At 69.6% G+C, this 12284-nt stretch carries 11 protein-coding genes; 5 read left to right on the top strand and 6 right to left on the bottom strand.

Annotated elements, in window-relative coordinates:
- Position 1: 1 nt before the first annotated feature.
- Positions 2-2098: a PhoX family protein gene (locus tag ACIGXX_RS14550; RefSeq protein WP_351167151.1), complete on the bottom strand. Its 2097-nt coding sequence runs from the start codon at positions 2096-2098 to the stop codon at positions 2-4.
- 1193 nt (positions 2099-3291) lie between these two features.
- Here ACIGXX_RS14550 and ACIGXX_RS14545 point away from each other — a divergent pair.
- The 3 genes from ACIGXX_RS14545 to ACIGXX_RS14535 all read left to right on the top strand — a co-directional run bounded on the left by ACIGXX_RS14545 (position 3292) and on the right by ACIGXX_RS14535 (position 6225).
- The gene (locus ACIGXX_RS14545) at positions 3292-4146 is read left to right on the top strand and encodes a VWA domain-containing protein (RefSeq protein WP_399975678.1); all 855 of its coding nucleotides are present in this window, start codon (positions 3292-3294) and stop codon (positions 4144-4146) included.
- A gap of 91 nt (positions 4147-4237) precedes the next feature.
- Positions 4238-5872, top strand: coding sequence for a methionine--tRNA ligase (metG, locus tag ACIGXX_RS14540; RefSeq protein ID WP_351167155.1), 1635 nt, complete (start codon positions 4238-4240; stop codon positions 5870-5872).
- Between the two features lie 167 nt (positions 5873-6039).
- On the top strand, positions 6040-6225 hold the full coding sequence (locus ACIGXX_RS14535) for a hypothetical protein (protein ID WP_351167157.1): 186 nt from the start codon (positions 6040-6042) through the stop codon (positions 6223-6225).
- Between the two features lies 1 nt (position 6226).
- Here ACIGXX_RS14535 and ACIGXX_RS14530 read toward each other — a convergent pair whose 3' ends face one another.
- Positions 6227-6880, bottom strand: a complete 654-nt coding sequence (locus ACIGXX_RS14530) for a TetR/AcrR family transcriptional regulator (protein WP_399975674.1) — start codon at positions 6878-6880, stop codon at positions 6227-6229.
- A 105-nt stretch (positions 6881-6985) separates the two neighbouring features.
- On the opposite strand from ACIGXX_RS14530, the gene ACIGXX_RS14525 reads away from it, so the two are divergent.
- Positions 6986-7855 (top strand): NAD(P)-dependent oxidoreductase, encoded by an 870-nt coding sequence (locus ACIGXX_RS14525; RefSeq protein ID WP_399975671.1) that lies wholly within the window; start codon positions 6986-6988, stop codon positions 7853-7855.
- A 22-nt stretch (positions 7856-7877) separates the two neighbouring features.
- Here the strand turns inward: ACIGXX_RS14525 and ACIGXX_RS14520 are convergent, their stop codons facing one another.
- Together ACIGXX_RS14520 and ACIGXX_RS14515 are read right to left on the bottom strand one after the other, a co-directional pair.
- Complete coding sequence (locus tag ACIGXX_RS14520; RefSeq protein ID WP_399975668.1) at positions 7878-8048, bottom strand: hypothetical protein; 171 nt, start codon at positions 8046-8048, stop codon at positions 7878-7880.
- A complete protein-coding gene (locus ACIGXX_RS14515) occupies positions 8045-8344 on the bottom strand; it encodes a hypothetical protein (RefSeq protein ID WP_399975665.1) in 300 nt (99 codons plus the stop codon). Before ACIGXX_RS14515 ends, ACIGXX_RS14520 begins: the two co-directional genes overlap by 4 nt.
- 175 nt (positions 8345-8519) lie before the next feature.
- Here ACIGXX_RS14515 and ACIGXX_RS14510 point away from each other — a divergent pair, with 175 nt between their 5' ends.
- On the top strand, positions 8520-9305 hold the full coding sequence (locus ACIGXX_RS14510) for a metalloregulator ArsR/SmtB family transcription factor (RefSeq protein ID WP_351167228.1): 786 nt from the start codon (positions 8520-8522) through the stop codon (positions 9303-9305).
- Positions 9306-9323: 18 nt separating this feature from the next.
- Here the strand turns inward: ACIGXX_RS14510 and ACIGXX_RS14505 are convergent, their stop codons facing one another.
- Both ACIGXX_RS14505 and aspS read right to left on the bottom strand, forming a co-directional pair.
- On the bottom strand, positions 9324-10283 hold the full coding sequence (locus ACIGXX_RS14505; RefSeq protein ID WP_399975662.1) for an intradiol ring-cleavage dioxygenase: 960 nt from the start codon (positions 10281-10283) through the stop codon (positions 9324-9326).
- Between the two features lie 127 nt (positions 10284-10410).
- The gene (aspS, locus tag ACIGXX_RS14500; protein ID WP_361466500.1) at positions 10411-12192 is read right to left on the bottom strand and encodes an aspartate--tRNA ligase; all 1782 of its coding nucleotides are present in this window, start codon (positions 12190-12192) and stop codon (positions 10411-10413) included.
- Between the last annotated feature and the right edge of the window lie 92 nt (positions 12193-12284).

Below are 12284 nucleotides of genomic sequence, written 5' to 3'. Positions count from 1 at the left end.
CTCAGACGCCGATGTCGCAGCCGTCCTTGCGCCACACGGACACGACCGACGGACGGACGATCTTGCCGGGGCCGTCGGGCCACACGCTCGCGGGCTTCTCGACGGACGCGCCGTCGATCTCGCCCGGGTGCTGCACGGAGACGATCACGCGGCGGTCCTGGACCAGCGGGCCGCAGGTCTCCGCGCCCTTCGGCATGGTCAGGAACTGCTTGAGCTCACCGCGCCGGTCGCCCTTGGTCGCGACGCCGAACAGGCCGTCGTGCGAGCCCAGTTGGTTGCCGTCCGTCGAGATCCACAGGTTGCCGTGCGGGTCGAAGGCGACGTTGTCCGGGCAGGAGATCGGGCTGACCTTGTCCTTCGGGAAGCCCGCGAAGTACGTGGCCGGGTCCTCGGGGTCGCCCGCGACGAGGAAGAGCGACCAGGCGAAGGTCGTCGACTCCGGGCGGTTGCGGCGCTCGGTCAGCTCCAGGATCTGCCCGTGCTTGTTGAGGTTGCGCGGGTTGGCCTCGTCGGCACCGGCCTTGCCCGCCTTGCCGCGGTCGGAGTTGTTCGTCAGCGCGACGTAGACCTTGCCGGTGTGCGGGGACGGCTCGATGTCCTCGGGGCGGTCCATCTTCGTGGCGCCGACCTTGTCACCGGCCTGGCGCGTGAAGACGTACACCTCTTCGGCACTCATGCCGTCGACGTGCGAGACGGCGTGGCCCTTGGGGCCCGCGGTGGCGAGGGGAATCCAGACGCCGCTGCCGTCGAACTCGCCGTCGGCGGGGAGCTTGCCGGTGCCGTCGATCTCGGCGGCCGGGGAGTCGCCCGTCAGCTTGGCGACGTAGAGGGTGCCCTCGTCGAGCAGCGTGAGGTTGTGCTGGTGCGCGGCGCGGGAGCTGCCCTTGGCGACGCGCTTGCTGCTGACGAACTTGTAGAAGTAGTCGAACTTCTCGTCGTCGCCCATGTAGACCACCGGGCGGCCGTCGTGCGTGAGGCGCGGCTGCGCGGCCTCGTGCTTGAAGCGGCCGAGCGCGGTGCGCTTACGCGGGGTGGATTCGGGGTCGTACGGGTCGAGTTCGACGACCCAGCCGAAGCGGTTGGCCTCGTTGGGCTCCTTGGCGAGGTCGAAGCGGTCGTCGAACCGCTCCCACTTGCGCTCGGACGCGGCGCCGATGACGCCGTAGCGCTTGAGGCGCGCGGCGGCGGTGGGCTCGGTGACCTTCTCCGCGTTGGCGAAGTACTGGTTGAAGTTCTCCTCGCCGTGCAGGGTCGTGCCCCACGGGGTGGTGCCGCCGGCGCAGTTGTTGAGGGTGCCGAGGACGGTGGTGCCGCGCGGGTCGGCCTTCGTACGGACGTACGCGCTGCCCGCGGCGGGGCCGGTGAGCCGGAACTCGCTGGTGGCGGTGAGGCGGCGGTTGAGCTGGTGGCGGCTGACGGCGGTCAGCTTGCCGCTCCTGCGCTCGTCCTCGACGACCACGACGGAGAGGCCGTGGGCGGCCCAGGCGATCTCGACCTGCTCGCGGGTGGGGTTGGCGGCGTCGTATCCCTTGAACATCAGGATCTCGTCGGTGTACTCGTGATTGGCCACGAGGACCTGGCGCCCGCGCTCGCGGTGCAGCGGCAGGAGGCTCAGGAAGTCGTTGTTGTAGCCGAACTGGCCCGCCTGCGCCTTCGCGGTCTGCTTGTCCGGGTCGAAGGCGGGGGCGCCGCGGAGGATGGGCTCGCCCCAGCGGATGACGACGTTCTGGGCGTAGCCGTCCGGGATCGTGACGGCGTCGGTGGTGTTGGGCGCGACGGGCGTGAAGCGGAGACCGCGCGCCCCCTTTTTGCTCTTGTGCGACGAGGGTTTCCCGGCCGCGGCGGCGGCTTGTGCCTCCGGGGCGGCGGGACCCGCGACGACGGCGCCGCCCGCGGCGGTCGCCACGGTCACGACCGCGGCGGCGCGCATCATGGAGCGGCGGCTGAGCGCTCCGGCTATGACGTCACCGACGTATTCGTTGTCGCTGGTGTTGGGCACCTCGTGGAAGCAGGCATCACCACAACGGAACCGGCAGGTCATGGCGGAACGGCCGCCGCTCCCCTGGTGCGAGGTGATGATCGGCAGCAGCTTGCGCACGGTTCCTCCGGTGTGTGGGCGTGTGCCACGTGTGCCCGGCGTGCGCCTGGCGTGTGTCCGGGCGTCTGTCCTGGCGTGGCTTGATACCGCCGTGACGCTAGGCGCGGAGGTCGGCAGGGCGACGGCCTGAGGGTGAACGGGAGGTGAACCGGGGGCGCACATAGGGCAGTTGAGGTGCGGTTGTCGTGCGTGTGCGCGGTAAGGGTGACGGTGGAGGGGCGGTGGGACGACCCTCACGAAGATCGCGTATTGCGGCGGCTAACCTTACGTGTCCGCCCTGGCCAGGGGTTATCGGGAATCAACTCACGCGAAGGGGTGCACCCATGGGCATTCTGAGTGTCCTGCGGAACGCGTTCGGACTGTCGTCACGTAAGGGGAACCAGGAGCGGGCTCCGGAGCCTGAGGCAGTGACCTCGGAGGCTTCGGAGGCCCCGGAGGCCCCTGCGGCTGCCGCCCCCTCCTCCGCGTCGGTGCCGGCGCCATCCTCCGAGCGGTCGCCTGCGGCGGCGGAACCGAAGGCAACGGTGCCGTCGCCCAGCAGCGAGCCTTCGCCTTCGGCGGTGGACGATCTCGTCGCCGCGGCGTTCGACCGCGACCGGGTGACGGTGCCTTCTCCGTCCCCGGAGCCGACGCCTGCGGCGCTTGAAGCGGAGCCTGCGGTTCCTGAGCCGGAGGCTGTGGCCGATGAGCCGAAGCCGGCGGTTCCGGAGGCGGAGACTGTTGCCCCGGAGCCGGAGCCGGAACCGGAGGCTGTCGCCCCGGAGCCGGAGGCTGTGGCTGACGCCCCGGAGCCGGAGGCTGTGGCTGACGCTGCTGCATCGGAACCGTCAGTTGTGCCCACCCGTCCCGCCCAGCGGGACGAATGCCCACAACAGGAGGCCCCCGCAGAGCCCACCCCGGCAGCAGAGGCCGAGCCGCAGCAGGAAGCCCCGGACGACACCCCGGTAGCCGTCGCCCCCACCGCAGTGGAACCCACCGCGACCATCCCCACCCCTGAGGCAGAACCGGCGGAGGAGCCCGCCGCTGCCGCCCCCGAAGCGGAGCCGGTGGAAGAGCCCGCTGTTGACGCTGCTGCTGTGGGCAATCGTCCCGCTGGGCGATTGGGGTCTCCCCTGCTCGAGCGGAGCCGAGAGCTTGGGGAAGGGCGGGCACAGACCTCGACGCCGGGGGCCGATGAAGCGGCGCAAGTACACGTGACCCCGGCGGAGCCCGAAGCCGCCGTTGCCGAGGAAGAGGCGCAGACCACCACGCCCCCGGCGGAGCCCGAAGCCGCCGTTGCCGAGGAAGAGGCGCAGACCACCACGCCCCCGGCGGAGCCCGAAGCCGCCGTTGCCGAGGTGGAGGCGGACGTCACAGCCGCCGCGGAGCCCGAAGCTTCGGTGGAGCCGGGCGGCCCGGCGGAGCCCGAAGCCGCAGGGGAGCTGCCCCCCGGCCTCGCCACCGCGCACAAGGCAGCCGCCGAGGCCCTGCGCAAGAGGGACCTCGCCGGGGTCCGCGCCCCCGTGTACCTCGTACTCGACCGGTCCGGGTCCATGCGCTCGTACTACAAGGACGGCTCCGCCCAGAGCCTGGGCGAGCAGGTCCTCGCCCTGGCCGCCCACACGGACCCCGAAGCCACCGTTCACGTCGTCTTCTTCTCCACCGACATCGACGGCACCGGCACCCTCACGCTCCCCCGGCACGAGGGCCGTATCGACGAGCTGCACGCGGCAGCGGGCCGCATGGGCCGCACCAGCTACCACCGCGCGATCGAAGAGGTCGTGAGCCACTACGAGAAGTCGGAGCACAAGGGCGGCCCCGCCCTCGTCGTCTTCCAGACGGACGGCCCCCCGGACGCGAAGGGCCCCGCCAACCAGGCCCTCGCGGACGCGGCCAAGCACCCCCTCTTCTTCCAGTTCGTCGCGTTCGGCGAGCACGAGGCGAAGGGCTTCGACTACCTCCGCAAGCTGAAGGCCGACAACGCCGCCTTCTTCCACGCGGGCCCCACCCCCCGCGAGCTCACGGACGCGGAGCTGTACGACGGCCTGCTGGCGGCCTGGCGCCCGTAACCCCAAGGGGTGGGCCCTTCGGGGTCCACCCCGGGTCCACCCCCTGGAATCGAGGTGAATCGCCCGCTCCGGGGCCGTTAGGATTTCGACCATGGCGGCCACTGGATCCGAGAAGCAGGGGACGAGCGAAGGCGCAAAGGCGTTCTACGTATCGACCCCCATTTACTACGTCAACGACGCTCCTCACCTGGGCCACGCCTACACGACCGTTGCAGGGGACGTGCTCACGCGCTGGCACCGTCAGCGCGGCGAGAAGGTGTGGTACCTCACCGGCACGGACGAGCACGGTCAGAAGATCATGCGCACTGCCGAGGCGAACGACGTCACGCCACAGGAGTGGTGCGACAAGCTCGTGGACGAGGCCTGGCGGCCTCTCTGGGAGCACCTGAACATCGCGAACGACGACTTCATCCGCACGACGGAGAAGCGTCACACGGACCGCGTGCAGGAGTTCGTCCAGGATCTCTTCGACAAGGGCGAGATCTACAAGGGCGGCTACGAAGGCCCGTACTGCGTGGGCTGCGAGGAGTACAAGCTCCCCGGCGACCTGATCGACGGCGAGGCCGGCGGCGAGTTCGAGGGGCAGAAGCTCTGCCCCATCCACAAGAAGCCGGTGGAGCTCCTCAAGGAGGAGAACTACTTCTTCAAGCTGAGCGAGTACGGCCCCAAGCTCCTTGAGCACTACGCGGCGAACCCGGGCTTCATCCAGCCCGAGTCGGCGCGCAACGAAGTCGTGAACTTCGTCAAGCAGGGCCTTCAGGACCTGTCGATCTCGCGCTCGACGTTCGACTGGGGCGTCAAGGTCCCGTGGGACGACAAGCACGTCATCTACGTCTGGATCGACGCCCTCCTCAACTACGCGACGGCCGTCGGGTACGGCGCGGACGAGGAAAAGTTCAGGACAACCTTCCCCGCCGACGTGCACCTCGTCGGCAAGGACATCCTGCGCTTCCACGCGGTCATCTGGCCCGCGATGCTGATGGCGCAGGGCCTGCCGCTGCCGGGCCGCATCGCGGCGAACGGCTGGCTGATGGTCGGCGGCGAGAAGATGTCGAAGTCGAACCTGACGGGCATCAAGCCGCAGGACCTCACCTCGCACTTCGGCGTGGACGCGTACCGCTGGTACTTCCTTCGCGCCATCGCGTTCGGCCAGGACGGCTCGTTCTCGTGGGAGGACTTCACCGCCCGCTACACGAGCGAGCTGGCGAACGACTACGGAAACCTCGCGTCGCGCCTGGCCGCCATGGTCGGCAAGTACTTCGGCGGCGCGCTGCCCGAGGCGACCGCGTCCGGCCCGGCGGAGCAGGCCGTGCGGGAGGGCCTGGCCAAGGCGGTCGCGACGGCCGACCTGAAGATCGGCGAGGAGGTCGACTTCCAGGCCGGCATCCTGGCGATCTTCGCCTTCGTCAAGCAGGTCAACGGCTACATCACGGAGCAGGAGCCGTGGAAGGTGGCCAAGGACGAGTCCCCGGAGGGCCAGGCCCGCCTGGCGACGATCCTCTACACGGCGGCGGACTCGCTGCGCGCGGTGGCCGTCCTGCTGAACTCGATCATGCCGGAGACCTCGCAGAAGCTGTGGGACTCGCTCGGCGCCGAGGCCTCACTGGGCGCGCTCGCCGACCAGAAGGTCCAGGACGCGGGTACGTGGGGTCAGCTGCCGGTGGGTGCGACGGTGACGAAGGGCGCGGTGCTGTTCCCGCGCCTGGAGGAGACGAAGCAGGCGTAACCGGTCGGTCCGACCGTCCCGAACTGACCTGAAAGGGCTCGCGATTGAACTCGCGGGCCCTTTCTTCTTGCCCAACTTGGCTGATTCATGCGGTTGAAATAGCGATACCGATCACATTCGACCAGAACTCACGCCGTCTTCACAACTTCGTACGTACGCTTCACTGTATGACCACGACTCCCGACACCCCCGACCGGCCGCGCTCAGCGGCCGAGGTGAACGAGGAGATACGTGCGCTCTGGCTGCGGACAGGCGGGTATCTCCGACCCGAGCAACACAAGGAGTACGAACGCCTCGTCGCGGAATGGGCCGAGGCGACGGCCGTGTCGGCGACGCACACGCCGGCCGCCTGAGCTATCGCCCGGCGGCGGTCGATTCCGCCTCGTACGACGATTCCGCCCCGTACGACCCCACGAGCCGCGCCAGCTGACGTCCCACCGCCCGTAGCGGCTCCTCGCTGCGGTTGACCTGGGCGGTCACCTCGGCCCCCTCGATGGCGCTGATCACCGTGGTCGCCAGCTCCCGCGCGTCCCGCGCGGCGAAGCCGGAGCCGAGCAGCTTCTCCTCGACGAGCCGCTCCCAGCTCGCCAGCGCGACCGCGCACACCCGCTGGATCTCCGAGTCCGTGCCCAGCGTCTCCAGGGCCGCGGCGGTGACGGGGCAGCCGTCGATCCAGCCCGACTCCCGCAGCCCCACGGCCAGTTCCGCCGTGCAGGCCTCGATCGCGGCGCCGGGGTCGTCGACCGTGGTCAGCGCCTGGCGCAGCAGCACGGCGAACTCCTCGCCGCTGTGCGTGATCGCGGCCACGGCAACGGCCTCTTTGCCGCCGGGGAAGAAGTGGTAGACGGAGCCGAGCGTGGCCTGCGCGTCCTTCGCGATCTGCTTGATGCCGGTGCCGACGTATCCCTGGCGCTGCAGCAGGCGTGCGGCGGCGGCGACGATGCGGTCGCGGGTGCCGACGGGGGCGGCGGAGTCGGCGGTGGAGGTCGGGGCGGGGGTCTGGGCCATGGCGCCACTCTACCTCCGTCACTAATTAGAGCGTTCGTTCCAGAGTCGTGCTACGTTCTCCCCGTGCTCTAGATAGAGCGATCGTTCTAGTCCGGGAGAAGCCACATGAACGCCACCCCTGTCACCCTCATCGGCCTCGGCCCCATGGGCCACGCGATGGCCACCGCCCTGCTCGACAAGGGCCACCAGGTCACCCTCTGGAACCGCACCGCGTCCCGGGCGGACGCGCTGGTGGAGCGCGGCGCGATCCTGGCCGCCACCCCCGAGGAGGCCGTCGCCGCCAACGAGTTGGTGATCCTGAGCCTCACGGACTACGACGCGATGTACGCCGTGCTCGAACCGGCCGCGTCCGCGCTCCCCGGCCGCGTGCTCGTCAACCTCAGCTCGGACACCCCCAAGAAGGCCCGCGAGGCGGCGGCCTGGGCCGCCGGGCACGGCGCCGCGCACCTCACCGGCGGGGTGCTCGCGCCGCCGCACGGCATCGGGAAGCCGGAGTTCTCGACGTTCTACAGCGGCCCGCGCGCGGCGTACGACAAGCACCGCGCGACCCTTGAGGTCCTGACCGGGCAGACGGACTACCGGGGCGAGGACGCGGGCCTCGCGGCGCTGATGTACCAGCTCAACATGGTCATCTTCTGGACGAGCGTCTCCAGCTACTGGTACGCGGTCGCCCTCGCGAAGGCCAACGGCCTGACGGCGACGGACATCCTGCCGTACGCCTCGGAGAACATGACCGGGATGCCGGAGTTCCTGTCCTTCTACGCGGCGCGCATCGACGCGGGCAACCACGAGGGCGACGTGGACCGCCTGGCCATGGGCCTGGCCAGCATGCAGCACGTCGTGGACACCCACAGGGACTCGGGCGTGGACGCCGCGCTGCCGTCGGCGGTGGCGGACCTGTTCCGCCGCGGCATGGACGCGGGCCACGCGGCGGACAGCTTCTCCAGCATCGTGGGGCTGCTGGGGAACCGCTGATCAAGCCGGCTCCACCGGCGGGCTAGCGGGCCGTGTCCGCCGGGTACGGGTGCCACGATCGCGTCTCCACCGTGAACCCCAGCGGGTCGGGCAGGGCGATGGGCTGACCGAAGATGCCCTTGTCCGTCTCGACGTAGCACCGGCCGTCGAGCCGCAGGAGGTGCCACGTGGCGTCGTTCGGGTAGACGATCAAGTAGACGGGGATGCCGATCCGGCATAGCGCTCGCGCTTGTCCTCCGCGGGGCGGTCGTCGCCACGGATGATGACGGCGTCCGCACGGGGGCGGTAGTCGTCCGCCACCAGCAGACCGCGTTCCGACCACGCCTCGAACGGCTCGGGGGTGTGCCGCACGAGGCTGCGGCCGGGCAGGTCGTGGATGTGGCCAGGATTCACCTGCATGACGAGTTCGCCGTCGAGCAGCTCAACACGCAGGCCGTCGGGCACCTCTAGTTCGTGCCACATGTCGATCAGCGCGTCGCTCTTCGCCATGAGGGCCTCCGCCGCATCACATCCGTACGGCCAGCATAGACAGCACGCGAGCCGGACGGGCACGAGCCGGACCCGAGGCTCCGGACTTTGACATGCAGGTAAATACCTGCATGATGGAGGGGTGAGTACGAGCAAGAGTCCTAGCCCCGGGGCAGGCAGCGCGCTGGACAAGTCGGTGGACAAGGTCTTCAAGGCCCTGGCCGACCCCACGCGGCGCTATCTCCTGGACCAGCTGCACGCCGAGAACGGCCAGACGCTGGGTGAGCTCGCCGAGCGCGTCGCGATGACGCGCCAGTCGGCCACCCAGCACCTGGCCCTCCTGGAGGCCGCGAACCTGGTCAGCACCGTCCGGCGAGGGCGCGAAAAGCTCCACTACCTGAATCCCGTGCCGCTGCACGAGATCCAGGAACGATGGATCGACAAGTTCGAACACCCGCGGCTGCGAGCCCTCAGCGCACTGAAACAACAGGCGGAGGCCACCATGACCACGAACCCGACCAACCCGGCGAAGCCGACGTACGTCTACGTCACCTACATCGAGAGCACCCCGGAGAAGGTCTGGCACGCCCTCACCGACGCGGAGCTGACGGCCGCGTACTGGGGCCACGCCAACGTCTCCGACTGGCGGCAGGGCTCACCCTGGGAGCACCGGCGCACCGACGGCTCGGGCATCGCGGACGTGGTGGGCGAGGTCGTCGAGAGCACCCCGCCCACCCGCCTGGTGACGACCTGGGGGTACCCGAACGCGGCAGCCGACTCCGCCGACCCCTCCCAGGTCACGTTCGACATCGAGCCGTACGGCGGGATCGTGCGCCTGACGGTGACCCACGAGAACCTCGCGGACGAGAAGGAGCGCAACGACGTGGGCTCGGGCTGGCCCGCGGTCCTCTCCAACCTCAAGTCCCTCCTGGAGACGGGCTCCCCGCTCCCGGACAAGCCGTGGCTGGTCCCGAGCAGCTGACCTGCGGCGCCTGCCGGGCTACGACGTCCCGTCCTGCGTCTCGTCCGGGTCGACGCCCATCGTGATCGATCCGACGACACCCTTGTTGATGCGGCCCTTGCGGTACGTCAGCTTCAGGAGGCCGTCCTGGGTGCCGCCCCCGCCGTAGATCGTGTCCTCGTCCAGCGTCGTGCGCTCGGTCGTGCTCGTGGAGTACGGGGACACCTCCGCGGAGGCGAGCACCGCCGTCTCCGCGAAGAAGAACTGGCCCGTGTGGCAGGTGTGGCCGCCCTCGTAGCCGGTGTCCGTCATCGTGCCGCCCACGTGGACCTTGGTGTGGATGTGCACGGCGCGGCCCTGGTACCAGCCGGGGAAGACGGTCTTGAACTCCACGTAGCCGTGCTTGTCGGTGAGTTGCGTGCCCCGCAGGTAGCGCTCGTCGTCAGTCGGCTCCTGGTGGCCTCCGCCGCCCCCGCCAGGGCCGCCGGAGGGCGGGGTGCCGGTGGGGGTGCCGGTGGGGGTGCCGGTTGGGCTTCCGGTCGGTGCTCCCGTCGGCGGGGTGCCGCCGCCTCCGCCCCCGCCGCTCATCGACTCGTACCCCGAGTAGATCCCCAGCGCGTCGCAGTGCCAGATGTCCACCGCCGCCTTCTTCAGCGGCTTGCAGGTGTCCGCGTCGATCACCTTGAGGCGGAGGGTGAAGGGGATGCCCTCCCTGTCCTCCGTGATGTCCTCGCGGATCTTGTCGGCGTCTATGTAGTACGGGCCCTCGGTCGTCTCGCCGGTCAGGCGGTAACACGTCTCGGAGGCCGATTCCGCAGTCGAGGCGCCGGATGCCGAGGTGCCCGTCCCCTCCGCGGACGCGCTCGCCGCCACCGCGCCGCCCACGCCGACCGCCGCCACCGCGGCCCCGCCCGTGATCAGGACCTTACGGCGCGTCACGTCCCTTTTGTGGGCCGGGCCCTGGGGTTTCTCCGGCTGGTGGTTCCTGTTCTCTGTCATGAACCGGACGCTATGGACCCCACCTGTCACCGGCGTGTGCACCGACTGTGCGTACGCACAGGAAAGGGCCCGGAACCAGATGATCGGTTCCGGGCCCTCAACTCGCCTGCTTCTCGAGGCTGCTTGGCTACTTGTCCTCGCCCTTGGCGGAGGCCACCGGCTTGCGCAGCGCGATGTTCAGCTCACGCAGGCGGCTCTCCTCCAGCTCGGAGGGCGCGCCCATCATCAGGTCCTGCGCGTTGCCGTTCAGCGGGAACGAGATCGTCTCGCGGATGTTCGGCTCGTCCGCGAGGAGCATGACGATGCGGTCGACGCCGGGGGCGATGCCGCCGTGCGGCGGGGCGCCGAGGCGGAAGGCGCGGAGCATGCCCGCGAACTCCTGCTCCACCGTCTCGCGCGCGTAGCCCGCGATCTCGAAGGCCTTGAGCATGACCTCGGGCTCGTGGTTGCGGATGGCGCCGGAGGACAGCTCGATGCCGTTGCAGACGATGTCGTACTGCCAGGCGAGGATGTCGAGGGGGTCCTTCTCCTCCAGGTCCTTCATGCCGCCCTGGGGCATCGAGAAGGGGTTGTGGGAGAAGTCGATCTTCCCGGTGTCCTCGTCCTTCTCGTACATCGGGAAGTCGACGATCCAGCAGAAGCGGAAGACGCCCTCTTCGAAGTGGCCCGCACGCTTGGCGGCCTCGACGCGGACGGCCGACATGATCTTGGAGACCTCGTCGACCTCGCCCGCGCCGAAGAAGACGGCGTGACCGGCCTCCAGGCCGAGACGCTTCGTCAGCTCCTCGACGTCTCCCTCCGTCAGGAACTTCGCGATCGGGCCCGTCAGCGAACCGTCCTCGGCGACGCGCACCCAGGCCAGGCCCTTCGCGCCCTGCTCGACCGCGTAGTCACCGAGGCCGTCGAAGAACTTGCGGGACTGCGACGCCGTGTCCGGCACCGGCAGGGCGCGCACGTGCTTGCCCGCGAACGCCTTGAACTCGGAGTCGGCGAAGATGTCCGTGATGTCGCTCAGTTCGAGCTTCGCGCGCAGGTCCGGCTTGTCGTTGCCGTACTTCAGCATCGACTCGCGGAACGGGATGCGCGGGAAGGGGGATGTGACCTCGCGGCCGCCCCCGTACTCCGTGAAGATCTCCGTCATGAGCTTCTCGATGGGCTGGAAGACGTCTTCCTGCTCCACGAAGCTCATCTCGACGTCGAGCTGGTAGAACTCGCCCGGCGAGCGGTCGGCGCGCGCGTCCTCGTCGCGGAAGCACGGCGCGATCTGGAAGTAGCGGTCGAAGCCCGAGATCATCAGCAGCTGCTTGAACTGCTGCGGGGCCTGCGGCAGGGCGTAGAACTTGCCCGGGTTCAGGCGGGAGGGCACCACGAAGTCGCGGGCGCCCTCGGGGGACGTCGCGGCGAGGATCGGCGTCGCCATCTCGTTGAAGCCGAGGGCCACCATCTTCGAGCGGATCGAGGCGATGACGGACGAGCGCAGCATGATGTTGCGGTGCATGCGCTCGCGGCGCAGGTCCAGGAAGCGGTACTCCAGGCGGCGCTCCTCGTTCACGCCGTCGTCCGCGTTGACCGTGAAGGGCAGCGGGGCCGCGGTGCCGAGCACCTCGACGTCGGCGGCCTCGATCTCGATCTCGCCCGTGGGCAGCTCGGGGTTCACGTTCTCCGCGCCGCGCGAGACGACCTTGCCGTCGATACGGACGACCGTCTCCTTGGAGAGCTTGTCGAGCGTCTCGGCGGCGGGGGTGCCGGGGCGGGCCACCAGCTGCGTGATTCCGTAGTGGTCGCGCAGATCGATGAAGAGGATGCCACCCAGGTCTCGGCGATTGTGCAGCCAGCCGCTCAGCCGGACGTCGGAGCCGACGTCAGAGGCGCGGAGCTCGCCGCAGGTGTGGGACCTGTACCGATGCATCTTCGTTCATCCAGTCTTCGCGAATAGGGGAGAGAGCAGACAGGCCCCAAGGCTACCGTCCGGGCGGAGATCGCTTTCCGGATTACTTCCCG

It is taken from the genome of Streptomyces sp. NPDC055243 (assembly GCF_044544025.1).
Taxonomy (GTDB): Bacteria; Actinomycetota; Actinomycetes; order Streptomycetales; family Streptomycetaceae; genus Streptomyces.
The sequence above is the reverse complement of the archived record's forward strand: the minus strand, read 5'-3'. Positions and strand labels throughout refer to the sequence as shown.

Coding starts and splice junctions, on each gene's coding strand:
- ACIGXX_RS14515 (WP_399975665.1), bottom strand. CDS start 8,344: ATGGCGAAGAGCGACGCGCTGATCGACATGTGGCACGAACTAGAGGTG.
- metG (WP_351167155.1), top strand. CDS start 4,238: ATGGCGGCCACTGGATCCGAGAAGCAGGGGACGAGCGAAGGCGCAAAG.
- ACIGXX_RS14505 (WP_399975662.1), bottom strand. CDS start 10,283: ATGACAGAGAACAGGAACCACCAGCCGGAGAAACCCCAGGGCCCGGCC.
- ACIGXX_RS14525 (WP_399975671.1), top strand. CDS start 6,986: ATGAACGCCACCCCTGTCACCCTCATCGGCCTCGGCCCCATGGGCCAC.
- ACIGXX_RS14535 (WP_351167157.1), top strand. CDS start 6,040: ATGACCACGACTCCCGACACCCCCGACCGGCCGCGCTCAGCGGCCGAG.
- ACIGXX_RS14530 (WP_399975674.1), bottom strand. CDS start 6,880: ATGGCCCAGACCCCCGCCCCGACCTCCACCGCCGACTCCGCCGCCCCC.
- aspS (WP_361466500.1), bottom strand. CDS start 12,192: ATGCATCGGTACAGGTCCCACACCTGCGGCGAGCTCCGCGCCTCTGAC.